The following is a 19,872-nucleotide window of genomic DNA, read 5'->3' on the forward strand; positions in this document are numbered from 1 at the left end:
CATGAGCGCACGTATCTCTACTCGTGAACTCGTCATTTCGCCAATCTTTGCGAATAACCCTGTAGCAATGCAGGTGTTAGGGGTTTGCTCCGCCTTGGCGGTAAGTAACTCGATGCAAACGGCGTTAGTGATGACCTTGGCAGTGACCTTTGTATTGGTCTGCTCCAACTTCTTTATCTCGCTGATCCGCCAGTTTATTCCAAACAGTGTGCGCATTATCGCGCAGATGACGGTGATCGCCTCGTTGGTGATTGTGGTGGATATGGTGCTGCAAGACTTGGCGCCCGATCTATCTAAGCAGTTATCGGTGTTTGTGAGCTTGATTATCACCAACTGTATCGTGATGGGCCGTGCTGAAGCGTTTGCTATGAAAGAGCCACCATTGCTGTCAGTAATGGATGCTATCGGTAACGCTGCCGGTTACGGCTTTATTCTGCTGTCAGTGGCGTTTGTGCGTGAACTGCTGGGCGCTGGCTCGTTGTTTGGTCACGAGATCATTCAAACCGTGGCAAATGGTGGCTGGTATCTACCAAACGAAATGTTCAAGTTACCGCCAAGTGCATTCTTCTTGATTGGCGCCATCATCTGGGTGGTTAACATCGCCCGTCGTAAGCGCAAGTAAGGAGCCGACATGGAACACTATATTAATCTGTTTATTCAGGCGACCTTCATCGACAACATGGCGCTGTCGTTCTTCCTCGGTATGTGTACCTTTTTGGCGGTATCGAAGAAAGTCTCTACTGCGTTTGGCTTAGGTGTCGCGGTTATCGTGGTGATGTTGCTGGCGGTGCCAGTCAACCAGTTGATTTATACCTGGGTGCTAAAACCGGGCGCGTTGGGATGGGCTGGGTTGCCGAATCTGGATTTGAGCTACTTGCAGTTGATTACCTTTATTGGGGTGATTGCGGCGTTGGTGCAAATTCTGGAAATGGTGCTCGATAAGTACGTGCCGGTTTTGTATCAAACACTGGGTATCTTCCTACCACTACTGACCGTTAACTGTGCGATTTTTGCTGGGGTTATCTTCATGTCGAACCGTGATTATGACTTGGGCGAATCGGTGGTGTTCGGTACTGCGGCGGGCGCGGGTTGGGCATTAGCCATTGTGTTGTTGGCGGGGATTCGGGAACGGTTGAAGTTCAACAATATTCCTGAAGGTCTGCAAGGCATTGGCATTACCTTTATCTCTACGGGTTTGATGGCGCTGGGCTTTATGGCTTTCGCTGGCATCACCTTGTAAGGCATTCAACAGAAGGTACATACAGATGGAAATGATCTACGGCATCGGCATGTTTACCCTGGTGGTATGTCTGCTGGTAATAATTATTCTGTTTGCCAAAAGCCGCTTGGTTGAAAGCGGTGATGTGACGCTGCGCATCAACGATGATGACGACAAAAGCGTGACTGTCGCCAGCGGCGGCAAACTGCTCGGCGCCTTGGCAAGTAAAGATATCTTTGTGCCATCGGCTTGTGGTGGTGGCGGTACTTGTGGTCAATGTCGCGTGCATATCAAATCTGGCGGTGGTGATATTCTGCCGACCGAGATGGAGCACATCACCAAGAAAGAAGCCAAAGAGGGCTGCCGTTTGGCCTGTCAGGTGGCGGTGAAGTCCGACATGGAACTGGAGCTGGAAGAGGAGATCTTTGGCGTTAAGAAGTGGGAATGTGAGGTTATCTCTAACCGTTCTACCGCGACTTACATCAAAGAGCTGTTACTGAAACTGCCCGAAGGCGAAGAGGTTAAATTCAAAGCCGGTGGGTATATTCAGATTGAAGCGCCAGCGCACACGGTGTATTACAAAGACTTTGATATCCCCGAAAAATTCCGAGAAGACTGGGAAAAACATCAGCTGTTTAACTTAGTTTCTACCGTGAATGAAGAGGTGATGCGCGCCTACTCTATGGCGAACTATCCGGCGGAAAAAGGCCGCATTATGCTGAACGTGCGTATTGCCACTCCGCCAAACGATAAAGTGCCACCAGGGCAGATGTCTTCCTACATCTTCAACCTGAAAGCAGGCGACAAGGTGATTATCTCTGGCCCATTCGGTGAGTTCTTTGTCAAAGATACCGATGCCGAGATGGTGTTTATCGGTGGTGGTGCGGGTATGGCGCCGATGCGCTCACACATCTTTGATCAGCTCAAAACTCGTCGCACTAGCCGTAAGATGACCTTCTTCTACGGTGCCCGTTCACTGCGCGAAGTGTTCTATCAAGAAGACTTTGATGCCTTGGCGGCCGAGTTTGATAACTTCAACTGGCACTTAGCCTTGTCTGAGCCGTTAGCTGAAGATAATTGGACTGGTTACACTGGCTTCATCCATAACGTGGTGTACGAGCATTACCTCAAAAACCACAAAGCACCAGAAGATTGTGAGTTTTACATGTGCGGCCCGCCAATCATGAACAGCTCAGTGATCTCTATGTTGGAAAGCCTTGGCGTAGAGCGCGATAACATCCTGTTGGATGACTTCGGCGGCTAACAATTACGGGCTTTGAGCATAAAAAAACAACGTTGCATTTATGTAACGTTGTTTTTTTTATGTGACTATTTGTTGCGCTCAGAGCACCTTTTGGGCATGATGAAAGCCGTGATGTATAACAAAGTCAGCACTTGAAAACGTGTGAATGCATGTACTTTCAGCTAACGGACTCAAGTAAAAGGAATTGTTTATGCAACGGTTAAAATGCCCATTTACCATCGCCGCCGCGTTACTTTTGTGTGTATTCGTCTACATGTTTACCGCCCACAAAGACGCGATAAATCAGTGGCTGATGCCAGATAGCCACTCTGCTGTATCACAGCAGGTGAGCAGTGATAGCAATACCCATGTTGCGGCACGAGTAGAGCCTTAAAACTACGAATGGGGAGCCCTTATTGATGCTCCCCTTGGTTTTTTCAATTAGCGTCTGCGCTTATCTCACCGTTTTACTTCTTCAGGTATTCCTCTAATGTCGCTCATGAGTTGTGCTCCCCGAGTCGCAATCTATCGACTAACGACAAACATGCTCAAGTTGAATATGGTCGATTGCTCCATGAGTCAGATGACTCACGGCATGTCATTCGCGTAACGACTGACTCAAGCGTTTAAGAAGTTCAATCACCGATTCCGGTGACAGCGGCTCTGCGGCAGCTCTTAGACGATTTTCAGCATCAGCCACTAAATCCGCGGCTTTTGTAAGCGCTGTACAACCTGCAGGGGTGAGTTCAGTTGTTTGGATCCGTCCGTGTTGTGGGTGCGGCGTACGCGTTACAAGGCCTTCTTTCTCTAACCCTACCAGAATGGCTTGCATGGTTTGTGGCGTAACAAATACAGCCCGTGCCAGCTCAGCGTTGGATGCGCCAGGAGCAAGCTGCAATCGAGCCAACACCGCGTACTTCGGTGTACTTAAACCGATTTGATGCAATGCGGTGTCCATATGGTTACGCAGTGTTTGTTGCGCCAGTTTGAGTGCAAAGCCAATGGTGTGGGTCGGATTATCTGCACTGGAATAGCTGTTGTTCGTTGACAATGTCAGTATCCTTATATAATGTCAGTGCCCTGATATTGTTATCAGTATGCTGATATGATTTTTTCACACTAGACGAGGAAAAGCTATTTATGGCGCATTTGATTGGACCTGACTTCATTGGTATTCAAACGGAAGAGTTAGTCGCAGCCCGTGATTTTTACACTGATATTGTCGGGCTGAAGCCGATGCCACAGAATCCAACGGGGGCTGTAGTGTTTGATACTAAACCGATCCCGTTTGCGGTGCGCACACCGCTGCAGCCACTGAGTGAGCAGGCAAACCGTGGCGAAGGGATTGCTCTGTGGTTTGGTTGTGATGATGCAGATGCACTTCATGCGCACCTGACTGCGTGTGACATTGAGATTGTGTTTGCACCAAAGGACGGCCCGTTCGGTCGCTACTTTGCGTTTCGCGATCCATTCGGTTACACCATCACGGCGCATACTACGGCAGCCCCTAGCTCTGACTCAAGCGGCATGTCATAAAAGCATCAACTGTCTGTCACCGCACTGTAAACGCCAGTTTTTACATTACCCTTGCCAATTTAATAGGCTGCCGACCACATGAGTCGCCAACATTTCTAAAGGGAGTTGTGGCGTATGACACAGCGATTTAGCCGTTATCATCGAGCGATTTGGTTGTCTGATCTTCACTTGGGTGAAAAACATTGTCGTGCCGATTACCTGCTGGCATTTTTGGAAAAACATCATGCCGAACGGCTGTTTCTGGTGGGAGATGTGGTGGATATGCAGGCGCTATCGCGGCGGCAATATTGGCCGGAGTCTCATCAAAAAGTGCTGACGCTATTGTGCGAACGGGCTCGTGGCGGTTGCCAAGTGATCTACATCCCCGGTAATCACGACCGCATCATGCGTAACTATGTGGGTGGGCTGTTTGATCATATTGAAGTACATCAATCCTACATCTACCACAGCCCATTTCACGGCCGTTTGCTGATGCTGCACGGCGATGAGTTTGACCGTGATACTTGCCCAAGCAAGTGGGAAAACTGGTTTGGTGATAAAGCCTATGATGTGGTGCTATTGCTCAACCGCTGGTGGAATCTGGCTCGGCGTCTAGGCGGTTTACCGTATCAATCGGTAGCACGCATGCTTAAGCGTTGTTCGCTCAAAGCGGAACGGGCGATGGCGCGTTTTCGTCATGCTGCCATAACTCGGGCTATTGCCGAGGATGTGGACGGCATTGTTTGCGGTCATATTCACTTTCCGGAGTTGTTGGAGCAGCTCGGCAAGTTGTATATCAATACCGGTGATTGGGTGGAAAACTGCACCGCCGTGATTGAGCACAGCGATGGCCGCTTGGAACTGAGCCATTTCAGCGAAGCGAAAAAACCATTATCGCGCCGTGTGCCGCAGCAAGCTGTAGTGGGCGGCTAGTGCCACTGCCAAATTAAGCGGTAAGGTGGCCGAGCGTGGTGGGCTGTAACGTTAAATCAGACGTTGCTCACGCAGCTCGGTAGATTGACGACCACGGACAGCTTGCCACGCGCAATACTGCGCCGATGGCATATTAGCCTTTTGCCCTAGCGGATAACATTGTCTCTATTGCTGATTGTAGTTGTTGTGCCGATCTCATGTCATTGCGTGCATTAGCGCCTTCCCAGCCTGCTTGAGCTTTTGCGACAAAGTTGAACCGAGTGGTATCGGTTGCCATGTCGATAGGGGCGCCAGTTAAGGCATCGTTACTCATTATCATGCCCAAATAGGGGATACCTTCATCTAAGGTCATCTTGCCGCTGTGTATTTGGCTATTCATCCAATCAAATAAGTCTTTTCTGGTCATATTGGTAAAGTCTGCGGTAGGTTGCTGACTTTTTTCCATCTCTTTTGACATGATATTAGCAAAGCTAATTGCCCCTGTTTGATTTTGGCTGTCTATTTTAGTCTTTTGAGTAAATGCAATGTTGCTATTTTCATTGATTTTCATATGAGTTCCATTTTTATGCTGGATGCGATTTTAGAATTGCGCAGTATTTATTTTAAATAATGGCTAACTAAGAAGTTGGCTGTTCTTTTAGTAATGCCAATAAAGCTTGGAAGTTGTTCTTTGAATTGCCACTGTTGTCATTGATGCTATTGATAAATAACTTGCTTATATTCTCTTCATTAATTTCAGTTGTTCTCGGGTCATAGTGTTCACCATTGGTTGTGGTGGCTTCGTGCCCCATCATTCTGATTAAAGCGATCTGGCTAATTCCTTCTGCTGCTGATGAGTTACCTTTGCTAACTGCAAGATTGTATAACGATTTTTCATCTTCATTTAAGTTGGCTATGGTGTTGACAAAACCGCGAGCCTTTTGTTCATAATCAACTTCCTCAGCGGTTAAACTCCCTGGGTTGTTGTTACCTTTAGCGGTGATTTCAGCTAGACGTTTATCATTTTTGAATAAATATTCCCAGTCGCTGGATGTTCTACTGAGTGCGTCTTTTTCTTTAATTGAATTTAGCTGTGGGTCGATGTTGTTTGTATCATCCATCTTCACTTTGTTTGCCTGAGTGTCAAATTTGGCTGCTGGCTTTATATCTGTGATGCTTTGCTGTGATAAATCATTATATTGCTTTTGTTGATTTTCAATTTTACTCCGTGCTGGTGTGTACACGTTATAACTTGAATTGTTAATTTTCATAAACTGTCCTTGAACGCTGTTGAGCTATTAGTGCTTAATTTTCTAAATTAAATCTGTGCGTAGGTGTTTTTTTGAGGGAGACCTCGCGGCAATATTGTCCATAACATTTTATGCCCACTATAAAAGCGATCAACAAAGGTGATTATTAATCGATATTTATGACTGGATAGCTCAATGGTTTACATCGTTACTGCTGCCATTTCTTTTTTGGTGGTTGATACTCTTTAAATTGCTTTAAGATCCCTGCTGGCGATATATCGATTACTAGCATCTCTAGATACTCCCGCCGAAGGAAACCCGATGTGGTCATTTTTTGAATCATGTCGATCAGCGGATCAAAATAGCCCGCAACATTGAGGAGACTACAAGGTTTGTTGTGAATACCGAGCTGCGCCCACGTCCATTGCTCAAATAGTTCCTCCATGGTCCCACATCCTCCCGGAAGCGTAATAAATCCATCGGCTAATTGGGCCATGAGTGTTTTGCGCTGATGCATGGAATCCACCACATGTAACTCGGTCAGTCTGTCATGGGCGATTTCTTGTTCCACTAACGACCGTGGCATGACGCCTACGACTTTGCCACCATGCTCAAGGGCTGCATCGGCCACCGCTCCCATGAGCCCAACACGCCCACCACCATAGATTAAGGTGATGTTGGAGTCTGCTAACAACCGCCCTGTTTGTTTAGCAATATCAATATATTCAGTTGAGTTACCATTAGCTGAACCACAGAAGATACAAACACTTTTCATGACAATTCCAGTATTGACTATGGTGAGGTTTTATCCGTTATCGGAGCCACTCTTGCCTGATACTAAGTCAGAAGTAATCTATATATTAAGAATCTTGATGTAAAGATATATTGCTGGATTTTGTGATGATAACTGCCTGCATCTGGCTGGGCAGTTTTTGGCTATTGTCGTCATGTGGGGATAGCCAATGTCGCGTCTATTGTGCTTGCGCCCCATACTTGCTGGCCTGTCGTTAGCGTCGCTCAGCTAGCGGCCGAAACCATGACAGTATTCGCGCTAATGGCCGATGAATAATGACATTGGCAACTAAGTTGGGGAAACGACTAATGGATGTAAACGATGACCATGTTGCTCGCTTTGGGGCGAATGAGTTGCTAAAGCGGCGAATGATTATCGCGGGTGATGATTACTCATGCGCTAGCAGCCAGCGACGCATCAGTCCTGTCAGCAGTTGTTGCTCTTCGGTGGTCAACGGAGTGATGAGCTGCTGCTCATTGGCAACGTGGGCGTCTACTGTGGTATCGACTAAGCTCATGCCTTCCGGTGTTAACTGCACTATCATGCTGCGTCGATCTTTTTGCGAATGTTGTCGAGTGATTAATCCCCGTTGTTCGAGTTTATCTAACCGCGCAGTCATGGCTCCCGACGTTAATAACGTGCTTTGGTATAGTTCGGTGGGGGTTAATGGTGTGGCATTTTTACGCAACGCCGCTAGCACGTCGAATTCTCCAGCCGTTAATCCATGTTGTTTGATGACGGCGACGATCTCACGTTCGGCCAGTAATGCCATACGGCTTAAACGGCCAAAAAACGCCATCGGTGAACAATCGAGTTCGGGTCTGACTTGTCGCCATTGCTCAAGTAATCTATCGGCATGGTCTTGCTCGTTAGCAGTTTGTGGCGCTGGCATAAAGTACCCTTAGATTGTCAAATAGCCGTGTTACATGCTTCAAAAAAGACTGGCATGATAGCTAAAATTTCAATGCCATAAAAGATTGCCTGTCCTTGCCTAAGCACAGGATAATAGCGCAAATATTTGCCGCATGGTTGGGGCGCACCAACAATAAGGATATTTACCCAAAGATGGAATTAGTTGCGTTGTCGATTCCCGCAGGCTGGCAGGTGGTGATTAACCACTTCTATCAAGTTACCCCACAACAGTGTATTGATGCCAACGGCGTGTTGGCTTACCCGTTTTATGAGGATATGTTGCTGCTGCGAAACCCCAGTTTACGGCGCACGATAGATCTAGGGTGGCTACCTGAAGGCAACGCCGATGGTTGTTATCAACTACTGCTATTAGCTTGGCAAGCTGAGCCTATAATTGCTCCCTCACCCAAGCAAAGCTTTACCCAGCGAGTTGGCGGGCACACTTTAACTTACCGTTTATCGCCGCCCATCGAGGAAAATTGGCAACAGCCGCTCGTCAGTTTTCGCGCCATCGATTGGCAAGCGGTGCGCGATAAGATTCATCAGTTTTTACTGCCCGCTTAACGTCAGCAAGGATACGGATTTGCTTCGATTTCATCGCTATTACTTTGCCGCCAGCGTAGCGTTATTGCTGCTGTTGGTGTTTATCGCGCTTTATGTACACGACCGTTTTATTCGGCCATTTATGGGCGATGTGTTGGTTGTGGTGTGGCTCCATTATTCCGCGGCCGCCTTTATCAAGCTCAGACCGTTATGGCTCGCACTCGCCACGTGGTTATTTGCCTGTGCCATTGAGGTCGGCCAATATTTCAATCTGGTCAGTGTGCTCGGTTTGGAACAGTATCGTGTGGCGCGTATTGTGATTGGTTCGACCTTTGATTGGCTCGACCTGCTGGCCTACAGTTGTGGTTTGCTGTCAATTCTATTGCTCGATGCATTCACCCGCCGCGTTAAAGGAGTACGCCGTGATCAGCACGTTAACTCGTGAGCAATTTGCTCAGTTCTGGCCCACCTTTCAAGCGATTGTGCAGGCAGAGCAAACCTATGCTTATGCCGCCGATATTACCGAGGCTGAGGCGTACCACTTATGGTGTGAAATACCGCAGTACAGCTTTGCTTGGGTCGAAAATGGGCAAGTGCTCGGCATCTATTATCTCAAAGCCAATGCCATGGGGCCGGGGAATCACGTATGTAACTGCGGTTATATGGTCAGTGTGGCGGCGCGCGGTAAAGGCATTGCACGCAAGATGTGTCAACACTCGCAGCAACAAGCGCTAGCGGCAGGTTTTACTGCGATGCAGTTTAACTGTGTGGTTTCGACCAATGAAGTGGCGGTAACGCTGTGGCAGAAACTCGGTTTTGATATCGTCGGCACCTTGCCAAAGGCCTATCGTCACGGCGAGCTAGGTTTGGTGGATTGCTACGTGATGTATAAAACGCTCAAACAAGATTGATATAAAAATCAACCCACAGCAGATGTGGGCTGCTGTGGGTTGATGCAGATGAAAACGATATAAGCTAGCCGAACTGAACGCCGTTAATGGCTCATATGTTGACTCAGTTGTAGCTGTTGTTCACGTTGGTGCTGCGCTTGTTTACGGCCATGCAAAATATAGTAAGCCACTAAGCACAACAGCATCACTACTGCCAGCAGTTCATACATGCCAGAGAATTGCAGTGATGGCACAATTGCTCCCAACATCAACGGGCCAAGGCCGACACCTAAATCCATAAAGATAAAGAAGGTAGAGTTGGCTTTGCCCATCTGTCCGGCGGGCGCCAGTTTGATCACAATCGCTTGTGAGCACGACATAAACGTCCCAAAACCTAAACCAATCAGAGCGCCTGCCGCCAAAATGGCAAAGTTGCTGTGCGCCATTCCGAGTACACACAAGCCAATGGCAAACAACACAAACGCCGGCATCATCACGATGTTGGCACCTTTACGGTCAAACAGTTTGCCGGTGACTGGACGGCTGATAAAAGTGAAGATGGCGTACATGATAAAGAAGAACTTGCCGCCGGTTTCTAAGCCTTGTTCAGAGGTGTAGGGCGAGATAAAGCCCAGCAATGAGGCAAAACCGATAGCAACAAAGAAGGTGATCAACGATAGCGGCAGCGCTTTAACGGTGAAAAAGGCATCCAGCGACAAGCCGGATTTGTCAGCGGTAGTTTTGGGTAATACCACCGATTTTGGCGCCACTAAAATGTAAGCTAAGGCAACGCCAATCACTAGCAGAATGCATGAAGCCACTAAGTTGACGCTCAAATCGCCGTTGCTATAGGCATACAGCCCAGCAAATGGGCCGATGGCGGTTGCGAGTGTGACAAACAGTGAAAAGTAACTGGTGCCTTCGCCACGGCGTTCTTCAGGGACAATTTCCGCCATGATGGTTGCGGTGGCCGTTGAGGCGGCACCGAAACCGATACCCTGAACAAACCTGACCAAACACAAACTGTAGATGTCATGCACCCACAGGTTAGCCAGCGCGCCGACGAGGAACACGGCTAAGCCAATGTATAAACACAACTTAGTGCCGATACGTTCAATGGAGCGGCCGACAAACAGCCTGGCTGCCAGTACGCCGAGAATAATAATGCCGCAGGATAACCCCGCCACACCGAGTGATACGTGCATGCTTTTCATGGCGTAATCGGTTACCACGACCATGGTGAGGTAATAAGCCAAGTTGATAAGAAAGCAGATAACGCTGTTGATAATGTAATCTTTGGTCCAGAGGACGCTTTTAGTTGCAGACATAAGATTTCCGTTAAAACTGATGAACGAAACAGGGATTATTTGACGATAAGCACCGGCACTAAGGAGTGCTGCACTACCGCGTGACTGACACTGCCGAGAAATTCGCGAATGCCGGTGAGGCCGCGACTGCCGACGATGATCAAGTCGTTGTTATGTTCTTCAGCAAAACGCAGCAATACATAGGAGGCGTTTTGGCCGCTTAGGCGGTGCAAATGGACGCGCGCCGAAATGTCCTTTACCTTATTTTGTAGTTGCTCAAACAGCGTATCGTTGCGATGTTGTACATTGTCATCAATCACTTCAACGCCGTTGCTCAGCTTGGCGACTTCTTCGACATACACCACATCAACGGTGATTTGCGGATGGTCGCGTAACTGAGCTAACGCAGTATCTAGGGCGCGACTGGACAGCTCAGCGCCGTCGTAGCCGACTAAGAGTTTTGATCCCAACATAGTGTTTATTCCTTAGAAAACGGCAAGATGTCGGGCGAAGATCGAGCCGCGCGCTAAGCGTTGGGGAGCGGGAAATTGAGCGCATCTTGCACGGAAAGAGGTAAAACAAATCTGAGTGCTAGGTATATCATTGATTTTTAATAATTAAAAATATATATTTTCTAATAATTTAATATCTAAAAAGTTATATAGATGAATTTTTCCCATCTGCAAGCGTTTCAACTGGTGGCCGAACTGGGCAACATGACCCGTGCCGCCGAACAACTCAACGTGGCGCAGCCGGCGCTCAGTAAAACCATTGCCAATCTTGAACAACAATTTGGCGTGCCACTGTTTGATCGCCGTGGGCGGCGCTTGGAGCTTAATCCGTGCGGTGAAGTGCTGCTAAAACGGGTCAAAGCAATTTTTAACGAGCTGGAGCAGGCCAAGCAGGAGCTTGCCGATATGGCTGGCGACGACACCGGCCATGTCACGGTCGGTGTCACCACCTCGCAAATTCTGCCTAATCTGTTTGCTAACTATCTATCGCAGCATCCCGAGATTAAATTCCGACTGTTCCAAGTGGCGGGGCGCTATGAGATTGCTAACCAACTGCGTGATGGAGTAGTGGACTTGTGCATTACGTCGCTGCCGTTGGAATACCCCAGCGATGGCAACAGCGTGGCATCACAAACGTTGATGAGCGAAAAAATCTGTCTTGCCGTGCGAGATGACCATCCGCTGGCACAACAGGCTTCGGTGACGCTGGACGATATTGCGCAGGAAAAATTTGTTAGTTATCCGCGCGAGGACGGTATTCGTGAAATCACCGATCGCGTGTGCTTGCAGGCCGGGTTCCGCCCCAATGTGGTGTTTGAAAGTTTTGATAGCAGCGTGATTGCGCATCTGGTGCGAGATGGCGTTGGCGTGGCATTAATGCCAGAAAGCTGGTGGCAGGGTGCACCGCGCGAGCACTTGGTGAAGTTGCCGATCAACCACGATGCCATGCAGCGCACTATCTTGTTATCGTGGATGGAAAACCGCTATCTTTCGCCTGCCGCCCGTAACTTTTGCGAGTTTATCGGTGAATATGCCAAGTTGATGGAGCGCGATGCGCGGTTAGGTGAATTGTCTTAGCCCGTTGTTTTTATTAGGCTTGGCGTTTGCATAGTGCGATAGCCAACTGAGGACGAGCTGATATGGATATTGAAGTTACCCGCACGCCAGAACGCGATGATCTCGCGGTACTCAGCCGCGGTATTCAGTCCTACAACCAGCGCTTTTTGCCTGATGCGGTTGCGCTAGAAGCCGACAACTACTTTGCCGTGTTTGCCCGTGATGCCCTCGGGCAGGTGTGTGGCGGCATTCGCGCCAACGCCTTTTGGGATTATTGCATTATTGAACTGCTGTGGTTAGCCGATAACTGTCGCGGCCACGGCGTGGGGCGGCAACTGCTTGAGGCCGCAGAAGCACATGCGCTGGCGCAGGGTTTTAGCGCCGTGCGGGTGGAGACTTTGGATTTTCAGGCCAAGCCGTTTTACGAAAAGTTGGGTTACACCGTCTATGGTGAGTTGGCCGATCACCCAAAAGGCCACACCACTTATTGCCTGGTAAAGCGACTTAAAGTAAACGACTGAAATAGGGATATTGAGGGATTACGTGAGTAAACAATTTAGCGATGATTTAGAACAGCTGGCTACCTACGGCTTAGCCGCCATTGACGCCAATGAACAGGTGACGGTCAACCTCAAAGACTTGCTGTACGTTTTTGCGACCTTGCAAGAATTTCAACGTTTCTTCCACCAACCGCAACATTACCAAACGCTAGCGGATATCGAACGCTTTCTCGGTTCGGTCAATGACCCACGCGCTTATAAGCTGTTGCACACTGCCATCCACGCTAAAATGCGGCCGATGCTGCCAGCGCATATCAGTGATAAATACGACGATGGTGATTTTGATGCGCCGCAGTTGCCCTTTTATTACGATGCCGATAGATAACTGCCCCCTATCAAAAAAAGCAGGTATTATTGCCGCCGCATTACAGCGTGTTAATCACGCGTGATTTTTAACTTATTAATCGATTCAATAGCTTATATCTTTAGATGTTGTTCAATAGGAGTATGTATGAAAGGACGCCCAACATCAGTGACCATTATTGGTTGGTACCTTGTCGTGGTAAGTTTGCTGTCTTTAATGACGGGATTGTTGACACTAAATAACCCGCTGGCGCAGCAAATGATGCAGTCGAATGCGTTACCCGTGGCTTTTCAATATCTATTTTCAGCCACTGCGTTGTTTGTGCTGGTGATTAATGGATTTTTGCTGCTCAAAGGTAACAATGTCGGCCGCTGGCTGTATGTTGGCTGGCATCTATTTTCTTTTGCCGTGTCATTGTTCAATATGCCGTCCAAGGCCATGCTGGTCCCCGGAATGGTTATTTTCCTTGTCTGTACGTTCTTCCTCTATCTCCCCAATGCTAATGCCTATTTTGCTAAGCCAACTGAGGAGCCTGTGACGCATGCGTAATGTCTTCGGTGTGTTGTTTTTTATTGGCGCCGGTTTTTTGGTGTACATGGTAGGGTTATTTGCGTTTATCAACGTGCCAGAGGCGGGTAACGGCAAATGGGTTATGCTGTCGCTGAGTTGTATTCCGTTAGTCATTTTCCACCTGCTGGGGCTGGCGTTGTTTAGAGGCTCAAATTGGCAGACGGTGACCGGCATAACGTTACTCTCCGGTATTGGCATGACCTTGTTGGTGGTGGTGTCGATGTTCGCCATGCGGTTATCACCTGAGCTGATGGCGATGGAAAACGCCTACGCCTTAGAGATGATGAGCGATTATGTTGCGGGGGGCATGATATCGACGCTGCTACTGATATTGAGCGGTCTGTTGATATTTCAGGGGCGCACCGCCAAGAAAAAACAGCAGCAACTACTGAGCAATAATGGCTAATAGCGTAGCCGTTGAATGTGGCAGGGGAGCAGGGCGTTGAACACTATCTACTTGTTTGATTGGGGCGATACCTTGATGGTCGACTTCCCCGAACAGCCCGGTAAAATGTGTGATTGGCCGGAAGTGCGCGCCGTTGATGGTGCGCTAGCCACCTTGGCGCAGCTATCGCGCCAGCATGCAATCTACATTGCTACCAACGCCGCTGATTCTGCTGAGGCGGATATTCACGCTGCCTTTAGCCGTGTTGGTTTAGCGCCATTTATTCGCGGCTATTTCTGCAAGGCCAATCTCGGTATTGGCAAAGGCTCGCCGGAATTTTTTGAGCGGCTGGCGGCAGCGTTAGCCGTGCCAACTGGTCAATTGTTGATGGTCGGCGACAACTATCACCACGACATTGCCCCCGCTTTGGCCGCAGGCGCGCAAGCCATTTGGTTTAATCCAACGGGCGTAGACAACGCGCATGCGCCGCAAGTGCGGCAGATTAGTGAATTAACCGCCTTGATTGATGCAGTGAAGGAAAACGAACATGAAGGATAACCTGCCAATGCAAACCTGCGCCGAATGCGGCAGCCGTTTTATTGTGGCCGTGTCGCCGATGAGTGGCCTGTGCCCGGAGTGCGCTCATCAGCTGTATGGCTATGATAACTGCAACCATCAAATGCGAGCAGGCCGCTGTGTTAGTTGCGGTTGGGATGGTTCAGTGTCTGCCTTCATCAAAGCGCAGCAGCACAAGGCTTGATAAGCTGCAGGCGTTAATCCATCAACACTGTCGAAATTGTCATCAATTGCCGTTAAGCTGGTGGTTCGAAAGGAATCACTAATGGACGGTTATGAGCAAGTTAGCAGTATGCAAGTTAGCCGCGCGGCAAGTCGCATTAGGCTTCGCGGTAATAAATCTGTTGGGTGTGGCAGGTTGTGCCACCCAGTCGGCCACGGCCGATGCGGCCAACTCCCAGCAGGCCAACCACGGTGTTGCTGCGCAGGTGGGTGTGCGGCCGCTGTATCTGGTAGATGATCTGGACGACGGCGCCCTCAAAGACAAACTGCAGCAGTGTGCTGCTGGGCCGTTCTATCGCAGTGAGTTTGTTATTTCCCATCGCGGCGCACCGCTGCAATTCCCTGAACACACCAAAGAAGGCTATCTCGCTGGCGCGCGTATGGGCGCGGGCACGCTGGAGTGTGATGTCACTTTTACCAAAGATAATGAATTGGTTTGCCGCCATAGCCAGTGCGATCTGGCCGAAACGACCGACATTCTGCTGCATGACGACATCGCCCAACAGTGCCGTCAGCCATTTTCGCCCGCCGATCTTGCTAGCGGTAAACCCGCAGCAGTGCAGTGCTGCACCTCAGATATCACGCTGGCACAGTTTAAACAGCTCAAGGGCAAAATGGAGGGCGCGAATCCGCAAGCCACTACGCCAGCAGATTATCTGGCAGGCACACCGGCTTGGCGCACCGAGTTATATCAGCAACGCGGCACCTTAATGAGTTTGGACGAATCCATTGCGCTGTTTAAACAACTCGGCGTTAAACAAACCCCTGAGTTAAAAGCGCCGATGGTGCCGATGCCATTTAACGGCATGACGCAGCAGCAATATGCGCAAAAGTTAATTGATAGCTACCGTAAGGCAGGGATTAGCGCCAGTGAAGTGTTGCCGCAGTCGTTCTCGTTGGCCGATGTACGTTACTGGATTGAGCATGAGCCCGCTTTTGGCCAGCAGGCGTTGTTTCTTGATGAAGGCAGCAACAGCGAACAGTTTGATCCAATGCTGCCGAGCAGTTGGCGTTGGAGCATGGCCGAGCTAAAACAGCAGGGCGTGACCACTATCGCTCCTGCCATGTGGATGCTGCTGACTGTCAATGCTGACGGCGAGATTGTGCCATCGCGTTACGCCTTAGAAGCGAAAAAAGCCGGATTGAAGATTGTGGCGTGGAGTTTTGAACGTTCTGGCCCGCTCGCTAACGGTGGCGGTTGGTACTATCAATCGGTACAACAGGCCATTCACAAGGATGGCGATATGCTTAAGGTGTTGGATGTATTAGCGAAACAGGTGGGCGTTAGCGCGATCTTTAGCGATTGGCCCGGCACAGTGACCTATTACGCCAACTGCATGGAGTTGTGATCGCGCACAATTCCAAGCACAAAGTTGAATAACTGCTACAATAGCGCGTTTTTTCACGCTTTCCTTTCTGTTTGACTGGGCATCAGGATCTATTTTGACTTCATCTACTGACTTTAGCGCATTGCCGCTGCAACCTTCACTTATTGCGACCATGGCTGATCTAGGCTTCGCGCACATGACGCCAATTCAAGCGCAAAGCTTGCCAGCTATTCTTGATGGCCGCGATGTGCTGGCGCAAGCCAAAACCGGCTCAGGTAAAACTTGCGCCTTTGGTTTGGGCATTTTGCAGCAGTTGGACGTGAAACTGTTCCGCGTGCAATCTTTGGTGTTGTGTCCAACTCGCGAACTGGCTGACCAAGTCGCCAGTGAGCTGCGTAAATTTGCCCGTGGCATTCACAATATTAAGATTTTGACCCTGTGCGGCGGCACACCAATCGGCCCACAAATTGGCTCGCTGGAACACGGCGCGCACATCATTGTCGGTACGCCTGGCCGCGTGTTGGAACATCTCGAACAGCGCCGTCTGTTCCTAGATGATGTTAACCAATTCGTTTTGGATGAAGCCGACCGCATGTTGGAGATGGGCTTTACCGACGCATTAGATCAAATCCGCGCGTTTCTGCCGCTTAAGCGCCAAAACCTGTTGTTTAGCGCCACCTTCCCTGAATCGATCCTCGCGTTGGCAAAAGCCACCTTGCAGCAACCAGTTGAAGTCAAAGTGGCTGAGAGCGCAGTTAACGCCAATATTCAGCAGACGTTTTATCGCATTAGCAATGCCGAAGCGCGTCGCCAAGCGGTGTATCAATTGCTATTAAAACAGCGGCCAGAAAGCGCCGTGGTGTTTTGTAACACCAAGCAAGAAACCCAAGATGTGGCCGACTTCTTGGCCGATAAAGGTTTTGATGCGGTAGCACTGCATGGCGATCTGGATCAGCGTGAACGCGATCGCGCCTTAGTGGCCTTCGCCCTGAAAAGTGCGGTAGTGCTGGTGGCAACCGATGTGGCCGCGCGTGGTTTGGATATCGATGCGCTAGATCTCGTCATCAACTACCAACTGGCCTTTGAGCAAGAGGCGCACGTGCACCGTATCGGTCGTACTGGCCGCGCCGGTGCTAAAGGTGTGGCGTTGAGTTTAGTGGCGGGCAACGATGATATGCGTTTGGCACTGCTAGAAGACCGCTACGGCACACTGCAATTTGATGAGTTGCCAGAAGTGACCAACACCGCGCCGCTGCTGGCCAACATGAGCTGTATCCGTATCGAAGGCGGTAAAAAGCACAAGCTGCGTCCGGGTGATATTCTCGGCGCCTTGACCGCTGGCACAGATATTAGCGGCAGCGATGTTGGCAAAATCCAAGTCAACGACATCTGGGCCTATGTTGCGGTACGCCGTGAACTCGGTAAACAAGCGGCCAAGAAACTCAGTGAAGGCAAGCTCAAAGGCAAATCATTCCGCGCTTGGGTGATGGGACGTTAATTTGCTCGCAGCCATCTATTAGCCAAATTCGACAACGGCCTGAACTGAGTTCAGGCCGTTTTTTTATGCTGCCAACAAGGGCTTTAGCCATGCTGTAAGTTCGCTTATTCATGTTGCCTGATTGTAATGCTTTGTTTTAGTTTTGTTTTGCCATTAATGGTTGAAACGTATACGGTATTCAAAAAAGATGCGTAGACATCAACCCATAAAAATATCGTCAACACAATTGAGGCAATCCATGAAACTTCACCCAGTCACATTGGCGCTACTGGCCGCCAGTGTTGCGCCCGCGTTATGCGCAGCAGCTAGCGATAAAGTCACCCCGATGACGCCCGATGGCGTGGCCAGCTATGAAACCGTCCGCCCTGAAGCGGATTTTATTAAGCGCGAAGTGATGATCCCTATGCGCGATGGCACCAAGTTATACACCATCATGCTGATGAAAAAGGGCACCAAGAACGCGCCAATTCTGCTAAGTCGCACGCCTTACAACGCCGCCGCTAGCGCCATTCGCGGTAACAGCCAGCATCTGAATCAACTTGTGCCGATCATGGATGTGGATTATGTCGAAGATAACTACATTCGCGTCTATCAAGACTTGCGCGGCGTGCATCAATCGGAAGGTGAGTTTATCGGCAATCGGCCACTCACTGGCCCGCTGAATAGCACTGGGATTGATGAATCCACTGATGCGTACGACACCATTGATTGGCTAGTGAAAAACGTACCGGAAAGTAACGGCAACGTCGGCATTATCGGCTCATCCTACTTGGGCTTTACCACGCTGATGGCGGAAATTAATCCGCATCCGGCACTCAAAGCCGCCGCGCCGCAAAGCCCGATGGTTGATGGTTGGATGGGCGATGATTGGTTTCACAACGGCGCCTTTCGCAATGCGGTGATCAACTACTCGGTAGTACAAAGTACCGCTAAAGCTGAAAGCGAAGGTACCGCCACGGGCGCACAAGATGATTACAGTCGCTTTTTAGAAGCGGGTTCTACCGGCGATTACCTGAAAAAGTGGGGTTTTGAGCACTATCCGATGCTGCGCAAGATGACCGAAAATCCGGCTTACACTGAGTTTTGGTCACTACAGGCGGTGGATAAAATCCTCGCCAAGCAGCCGCTAAAAGTGCCGACCATGCTGATTGTCGGTCAGTGGGACCAAGAGGATTCCTACGGCGCGCCAGCGGTGTATAAAGCGATTGAGCCGAAAGATAAAAATAACGATATGGTGTCGTTGGTGATTGGCCCGTGGCGCCATTCTGGCGTCAATCATTATGGTTATAACCTCGGTGCGCTAACCTTTACTGGTGACACTGCCAAAGAGTTTCGTCTGAAGTACATGAAGCCGTTTTTCGACCACCACCTTAAAGGGGCACCAGATCCCAAAACACCGCCGGTACTGACCTACGCCACTGGCGAAAATAAGTGGAATGTCTCGCCAAAATGGCCGATGGGCACGCCGCAAAAACTGTATGTAAATGCTGATATGGGGCTGTCATTCAAGCCAGATGGCAACGCTAAAGCCCACGATGATTATGTGGCCGATCCGGCCAAGCCGGTGCCGTTTGTACCGCGGCCGATTAACTTAAATGATTCCGACCAGTGGCGCCCTTGGTTAGTGCATGATCAACGCTTTGCCTCGAGTCGCCCTGATGTATTGGTGTACACCAGTGAGGTGCTCGATAAACCGCTGCACATCATGGGCGCGCCATTGGTGAACTTGTTTGCATCCACCACCGGCACCGACGCTGATTGGGTGGTGAAGCTGATTGATGTTTATCCCAACACTACTTCAGAAGGGCATGCGCAAGGCTATGTCGGCCAAGAGATGACCGGCTTTGAACTGGCGGTCGGGCTGGAAGCGTTCCGTGGCCGTTATGTGCATGGCTTTGCCTCGCCCGCGCCGTTAACACCGGGCAAAGTAGAGCACTATCAGTTTGCGTTGCCAAACGTTGATCACGTGTTTCTGCCGGGGCATAAGTTGATGATCCAAGTGCAATCGAGCTTATTCCCGCTGTATGACCGCAACCCGCAAACTTATGTGGATAATATCTTCTGGGCTAAACCGCAGGATTATCAAAAGGCCACCATGAGCGTGTTCCACAACACTAATATTGAGTTGCCCATCGTTAAATAAGCGCCAAAGATGCTGCGTAAGGCAATGCGTTACGCCATGTAACATTTTTGCCTTTTGCGGCAGCGCGGTGGACGGGGTACCTTAGTCCACTGCTCGCGCCGTTTGGCCGACCATATAACAATCATAAAAAGGCG

Annotated in this window: 26 protein-coding genes; 19 read left to right on the top strand and 7 right to left on the bottom strand. The window is 49.6% G+C overall.

Going from position 1 to position 19,872, the window contains the following annotated elements; all coding sequences use genetic code 11:
- Position 1: 1 nt before the first annotated feature.
- The 4 genes from L9G74_RS19190 (at position 2) to L9G74_RS19205 (ending at position 2,856) form a co-directional block, all read left to right on the top strand.
- Positions 2–622 (top strand): NADH:ubiquinone reductase (Na(+)-transporting) subunit D, encoded by a 621-nt coding sequence (locus L9G74_RS19190; RefSeq protein ID WP_238898388.1) that lies wholly within the window; start codon positions 2–4, stop codon positions 620–622.
- A gap of 9 nt (positions 623–631) precedes the next feature.
- Positions 632–1,240, top strand: coding sequence for an NADH:ubiquinone reductase (Na(+)-transporting) subunit E (gene nqrE / locus L9G74_RS19195; RefSeq protein WP_238898389.1), 609 nt, complete (start codon positions 632–634; stop codon positions 1,238–1,240).
- A gap of 25 nt (positions 1,241–1,265) precedes the next feature.
- Positions 1,266–2,483, top strand: coding sequence for an NADH:ubiquinone reductase (Na(+)-transporting) subunit F (gene nqrF, locus L9G74_RS19200; protein ID WP_238898390.1), 1,218 nt, complete (start codon positions 1,266–1,268; stop codon positions 2,481–2,483).
- A 190-nt stretch (positions 2,484–2,673) separates the two neighbouring features.
- A complete protein-coding gene (locus tag L9G74_RS19205; RefSeq protein WP_238898391.1) occupies positions 2,674–2,856 on the top strand; it encodes a hypothetical protein in 183 nt (60 codons plus the stop codon).
- A 204-nt stretch (positions 2,857–3,060) separates the two neighbouring features.
- Here the strand turns inward: L9G74_RS19205 and L9G74_RS19210 are convergent, their stop codons facing one another.
- On the bottom strand, positions 3,061–3,513 hold the full coding sequence (locus L9G74_RS19210; protein WP_238898392.1) for a MarR family winged helix-turn-helix transcriptional regulator: 453 nt from the start codon (positions 3,511–3,513) through the stop codon (positions 3,061–3,063).
- A gap of 89 nt (positions 3,514–3,602) precedes the next feature.
- On the opposite strand from L9G74_RS19210, the gene L9G74_RS19215 reads away from it, so the two are divergent.
- A complete protein-coding gene (locus L9G74_RS19215; protein ID WP_238898393.1) occupies positions 3,603–3,998 on the top strand; it encodes a VOC family protein in 396 nt (131 codons plus the stop codon).
- A gap of 114 nt (positions 3,999–4,112) precedes the next feature.
- Entirely contained in the window at positions 4,113–4,910 is a 798-nt protein-coding gene (locus tag L9G74_RS19220) for a UDP-2,3-diacylglucosamine diphosphatase (protein ID WP_238898394.1), read from the top strand.
- 133 nt (positions 4,911–5,043) lie between these two features.
- Here L9G74_RS19220 and L9G74_RS19225 read toward each other — a convergent pair whose 3' ends face one another.
- From L9G74_RS19225 to L9G74_RS19240, 4 genes are all read right to left on the bottom strand, one after another.
- The gene (locus tag L9G74_RS19225) at positions 5,044–5,460 is read right to left on the bottom strand and encodes a hypothetical protein (protein ID WP_238898395.1); all 417 of its coding nucleotides are present in this window, start codon (positions 5,458–5,460) and stop codon (positions 5,044–5,046) included.
- A 67-nt stretch (positions 5,461–5,527) separates the two neighbouring features.
- Positions 5,528–6,160 carry a hypothetical protein gene (locus L9G74_RS19230; RefSeq protein WP_238898396.1) on the bottom strand — a complete coding sequence of 211 codons (633 nt, stop codon included), beginning with the start codon at positions 6,158–6,160 and terminating at the stop codon, positions 5,528–5,530.
- A 187-nt stretch (positions 6,161–6,347) separates the two neighbouring features.
- Positions 6,348–6,914: an LOG family protein gene (locus L9G74_RS19235; RefSeq protein ID WP_238898397.1), complete on the bottom strand. Its 567-nt coding sequence runs from the start codon at positions 6,912–6,914 to the stop codon at positions 6,348–6,350.
- Between the two features lie 406 nt (positions 6,915–7,320).
- The gene (locus L9G74_RS19240) at positions 7,321–7,824 is read right to left on the bottom strand and encodes a MarR family winged helix-turn-helix transcriptional regulator (protein WP_238898398.1); all 504 of its coding nucleotides are present in this window, start codon (positions 7,822–7,824) and stop codon (positions 7,321–7,323) included.
- 173 nt (positions 7,825–7,997) lie between these two features.
- Between L9G74_RS19240 and L9G74_RS19245 the strand changes: the two genes are divergently transcribed.
- From L9G74_RS19245 to L9G74_RS19255, 3 genes are read left to right on the top strand one after another with little or no spacing between them, the layout of a single operon-like run.
- Entirely contained in the window at positions 7,998–8,408 is a 411-nt protein-coding gene (locus tag L9G74_RS19245) for a hypothetical protein (protein ID WP_238898399.1), read from the top strand.
- A gap of 19 nt (positions 8,409–8,427) precedes the next feature.
- On the top strand, positions 8,428–8,832 hold the full coding sequence (locus tag L9G74_RS19250; RefSeq protein WP_238898400.1) for a ribosomal maturation YjgA family protein: 405 nt from the start codon (positions 8,428–8,430) through the stop codon (positions 8,830–8,832).
- Positions 8,810–9,298, top strand: coding sequence for a GNAT family N-acetyltransferase (locus L9G74_RS19255; RefSeq protein ID WP_238898401.1), 489 nt, complete (start codon positions 8,810–8,812; stop codon positions 9,296–9,298). The genes L9G74_RS19250 and L9G74_RS19255 overlap by 23 nt, the downstream gene beginning before the upstream one ends.
- A gap of 83 nt (positions 9,299–9,381) precedes the next feature.
- Here the strand turns inward: L9G74_RS19255 and L9G74_RS19260 are convergent, their stop codons facing one another.
- Both L9G74_RS19260 and L9G74_RS19265 read right to left on the bottom strand, forming a co-directional pair.
- Positions 9,382–10,605 carry an MFS transporter gene (locus L9G74_RS19260; protein ID WP_238898402.1) on the bottom strand — a complete coding sequence of 408 codons (1,224 nt, stop codon included), beginning with the start codon at positions 10,603–10,605 and terminating at the stop codon, positions 9,382–9,384.
- A gap of 35 nt (positions 10,606–10,640) precedes the next feature.
- The gene (locus L9G74_RS19265) at positions 10,641–11,057 is read right to left on the bottom strand and encodes a universal stress protein (protein ID WP_238898403.1); all 417 of its coding nucleotides are present in this window, start codon (positions 11,055–11,057) and stop codon (positions 10,641–10,643) included.
- Between the two features lie 192 nt (positions 11,058–11,249).
- Here L9G74_RS19265 and L9G74_RS19270 point away from each other — a divergent pair, with 192 nt between their 5' ends.
- The 10 genes from L9G74_RS19270 (at position 11,250) to L9G74_RS19315 (ending at position 19,738) form a co-directional block, all read left to right on the top strand.
- A complete protein-coding gene (locus L9G74_RS19270) occupies positions 11,250–12,173 on the top strand; it encodes a LysR family transcriptional regulator (RefSeq protein ID WP_238898404.1) in 924 nt (307 codons plus the stop codon).
- Positions 12,174–12,235: 62 nt separating this feature from the next.
- Positions 12,236–12,673, top strand: a complete 438-nt coding sequence (locus L9G74_RS19275) for a GNAT family N-acetyltransferase (protein WP_238898405.1) — start codon at positions 12,236–12,238, stop codon at positions 12,671–12,673.
- Positions 12,674–12,695: 22 nt separating this feature from the next.
- Entirely contained in the window at positions 12,696–13,037 is a 342-nt protein-coding gene (locus tag L9G74_RS19280; protein ID WP_238898406.1) for a hypothetical protein, read from the top strand.
- A 126-nt stretch (positions 13,038–13,163) separates the two neighbouring features.
- Positions 13,164–13,565 carry a hypothetical protein gene (locus L9G74_RS19285; protein WP_238898407.1) on the top strand — a complete coding sequence of 134 codons (402 nt, stop codon included), beginning with the start codon at positions 13,164–13,166 and terminating at the stop codon, positions 13,563–13,565.
- On the top strand, positions 13,558–13,992 hold the full coding sequence (locus L9G74_RS19290) for a hypothetical protein (RefSeq protein WP_238898408.1): 435 nt from the start codon (positions 13,558–13,560) through the stop codon (positions 13,990–13,992). The genes L9G74_RS19285 and L9G74_RS19290 overlap by 8 nt, the downstream gene beginning before the upstream one ends.
- A gap of 36 nt (positions 13,993–14,028) precedes the next feature.
- The gene (locus tag L9G74_RS19295) at positions 14,029–14,529 is read left to right on the top strand and encodes an HAD family hydrolase (RefSeq protein ID WP_238898409.1); all 501 of its coding nucleotides are present in this window, start codon (positions 14,029–14,031) and stop codon (positions 14,527–14,529) included.
- Positions 14,519–14,731 carry a hypothetical protein gene (locus L9G74_RS19300; protein WP_238898410.1) on the top strand — a complete coding sequence of 71 codons (213 nt, stop codon included), beginning with the start codon at positions 14,519–14,521 and terminating at the stop codon, positions 14,729–14,731. Before L9G74_RS19295 ends, L9G74_RS19300 begins: the two co-directional genes overlap by 11 nt.
- 91 nt (positions 14,732–14,822) lie before the next feature.
- A complete protein-coding gene (locus tag L9G74_RS19305; RefSeq protein WP_238898411.1) occupies positions 14,823–16,118 on the top strand; it encodes a glycerophosphodiester phosphodiesterase family protein in 1,296 nt (431 codons plus the stop codon).
- 94 nt (positions 16,119–16,212) lie between these two features.
- Positions 16,213–17,595, top strand: coding sequence for an ATP-dependent RNA helicase DbpA (gene dbpA / locus L9G74_RS19310; RefSeq protein ID WP_275297530.1), 1,383 nt, complete (start codon positions 16,213–16,215; stop codon positions 17,593–17,595).
- Between the two features lie 238 nt (positions 17,596–17,833).
- On the top strand, positions 17,834–19,738 hold the full coding sequence (locus L9G74_RS19315; RefSeq protein ID WP_238898412.1) for a CocE/NonD family hydrolase: 1,905 nt from the start codon (positions 17,834–17,836) through the stop codon (positions 19,736–19,738).
- Positions 19,739–19,872: the final 134 nt, after the last annotated feature.

Origin of the sequence: Shewanella electrica (assembly GCF_022321485.1) — a bacterium.
Classification (GTDB): Bacteria; Pseudomonadota; Gammaproteobacteria; order Enterobacterales; family Shewanellaceae; genus Shewanella; species Shewanella electrica.

Bases quoted from the DNA above. Each gene is read 5' to 3' on its own strand.
- L9G74_RS19275 (WP_238898405.1), top strand. From the start codon at position 12,236: ATGGATATTGAAGTTACCCGCACGCCAGAACGCGATGATCTCGCGGTA.
- L9G74_RS19215 (WP_238898393.1), top strand. From the start codon at position 3,603: ATGGCGCATTTGATTGGACCTGACTTCATTGGTATTCAAACGGAAGAG.
- L9G74_RS19225 (WP_238898395.1), bottom strand. From the start codon at position 5,460: ATGAAAATCAATGAAAATAGCAACATTGCATTTACTCAAAAGACTAAA.
- L9G74_RS19260 (WP_238898402.1), bottom strand. From the start codon at position 10,605: ATGTCTGCAACTAAAAGCGTCCTCTGGACCAAAGATTACATTATCAAC.
- L9G74_RS19190 (WP_238898388.1), top strand. From the start codon at position 2: ATGAGCGCACGTATCTCTACTCGTGAACTCGTCATTTCGCCAATCTTT.
- L9G74_RS19245 (WP_238898399.1), top strand. From the start codon at position 7,998: ATGGAATTAGTTGCGTTGTCGATTCCCGCAGGCTGGCAGGTGGTGATT.
- L9G74_RS19305 (WP_238898411.1), top strand. From the start codon at position 14,823: ATGAGCAAGTTAGCAGTATGCAAGTTAGCCGCGCGGCAAGTCGCATTA.
- L9G74_RS19220 (WP_238898394.1), top strand. From the start codon at position 4,113: ATGACACAGCGATTTAGCCGTTATCATCGAGCGATTTGGTTGTCTGAT.
- L9G74_RS19285 (WP_238898407.1), top strand. From the start codon at position 13,164: ATGAAAGGACGCCCAACATCAGTGACCATTATTGGTTGGTACCTTGTC.
- L9G74_RS19240 (WP_238898398.1), bottom strand. From the start codon at position 7,824: ATGCCAGCGCCACAAACTGCTAACGAGCAAGACCATGCCGATAGATTA.
- L9G74_RS19265 (WP_238898403.1), bottom strand. From the start codon at position 11,057: ATGTTGGGATCAAAACTCTTAGTCGGCTACGACGGCGCTGAGCTGTCC.
- L9G74_RS19270 (WP_238898404.1), top strand. From the start codon at position 11,250: ATGAATTTTTCCCATCTGCAAGCGTTTCAACTGGTGGCCGAACTGGGC.
- L9G74_RS19230 (WP_238898396.1), bottom strand. From the start codon at position 6,160: ATGAAAATTAACAATTCAAGTTATAACGTGTACACACCAGCACGGAGT.
- L9G74_RS19235 (WP_238898397.1), bottom strand. From the start codon at position 6,914: ATGAAAAGTGTTTGTATCTTCTGTGGTTCAGCTAATGGTAACTCAACT.
- L9G74_RS19300 (WP_238898410.1), top strand. From the start codon at position 14,519: ATGAAGGATAACCTGCCAATGCAAACCTGCGCCGAATGCGGCAGCCGT.
- L9G74_RS19290 (WP_238898408.1), top strand. From the start codon at position 13,558: ATGCGTAATGTCTTCGGTGTGTTGTTTTTTATTGGCGCCGGTTTTTTG.
- nqrE (WP_238898389.1), top strand. From the start codon at position 632: ATGGAACACTATATTAATCTGTTTATTCAGGCGACCTTCATCGACAAC.
- L9G74_RS19205 (WP_238898391.1), top strand. From the start codon at position 2,674: ATGCAACGGTTAAAATGCCCATTTACCATCGCCGCCGCGTTACTTTTG.
- nqrF (WP_238898390.1), top strand. From the start codon at position 1,266: ATGGAAATGATCTACGGCATCGGCATGTTTACCCTGGTGGTATGTCTG.
- L9G74_RS19315 (WP_238898412.1), top strand. From the start codon at position 17,834: ATGAAACTTCACCCAGTCACATTGGCGCTACTGGCCGCCAGTGTTGCG.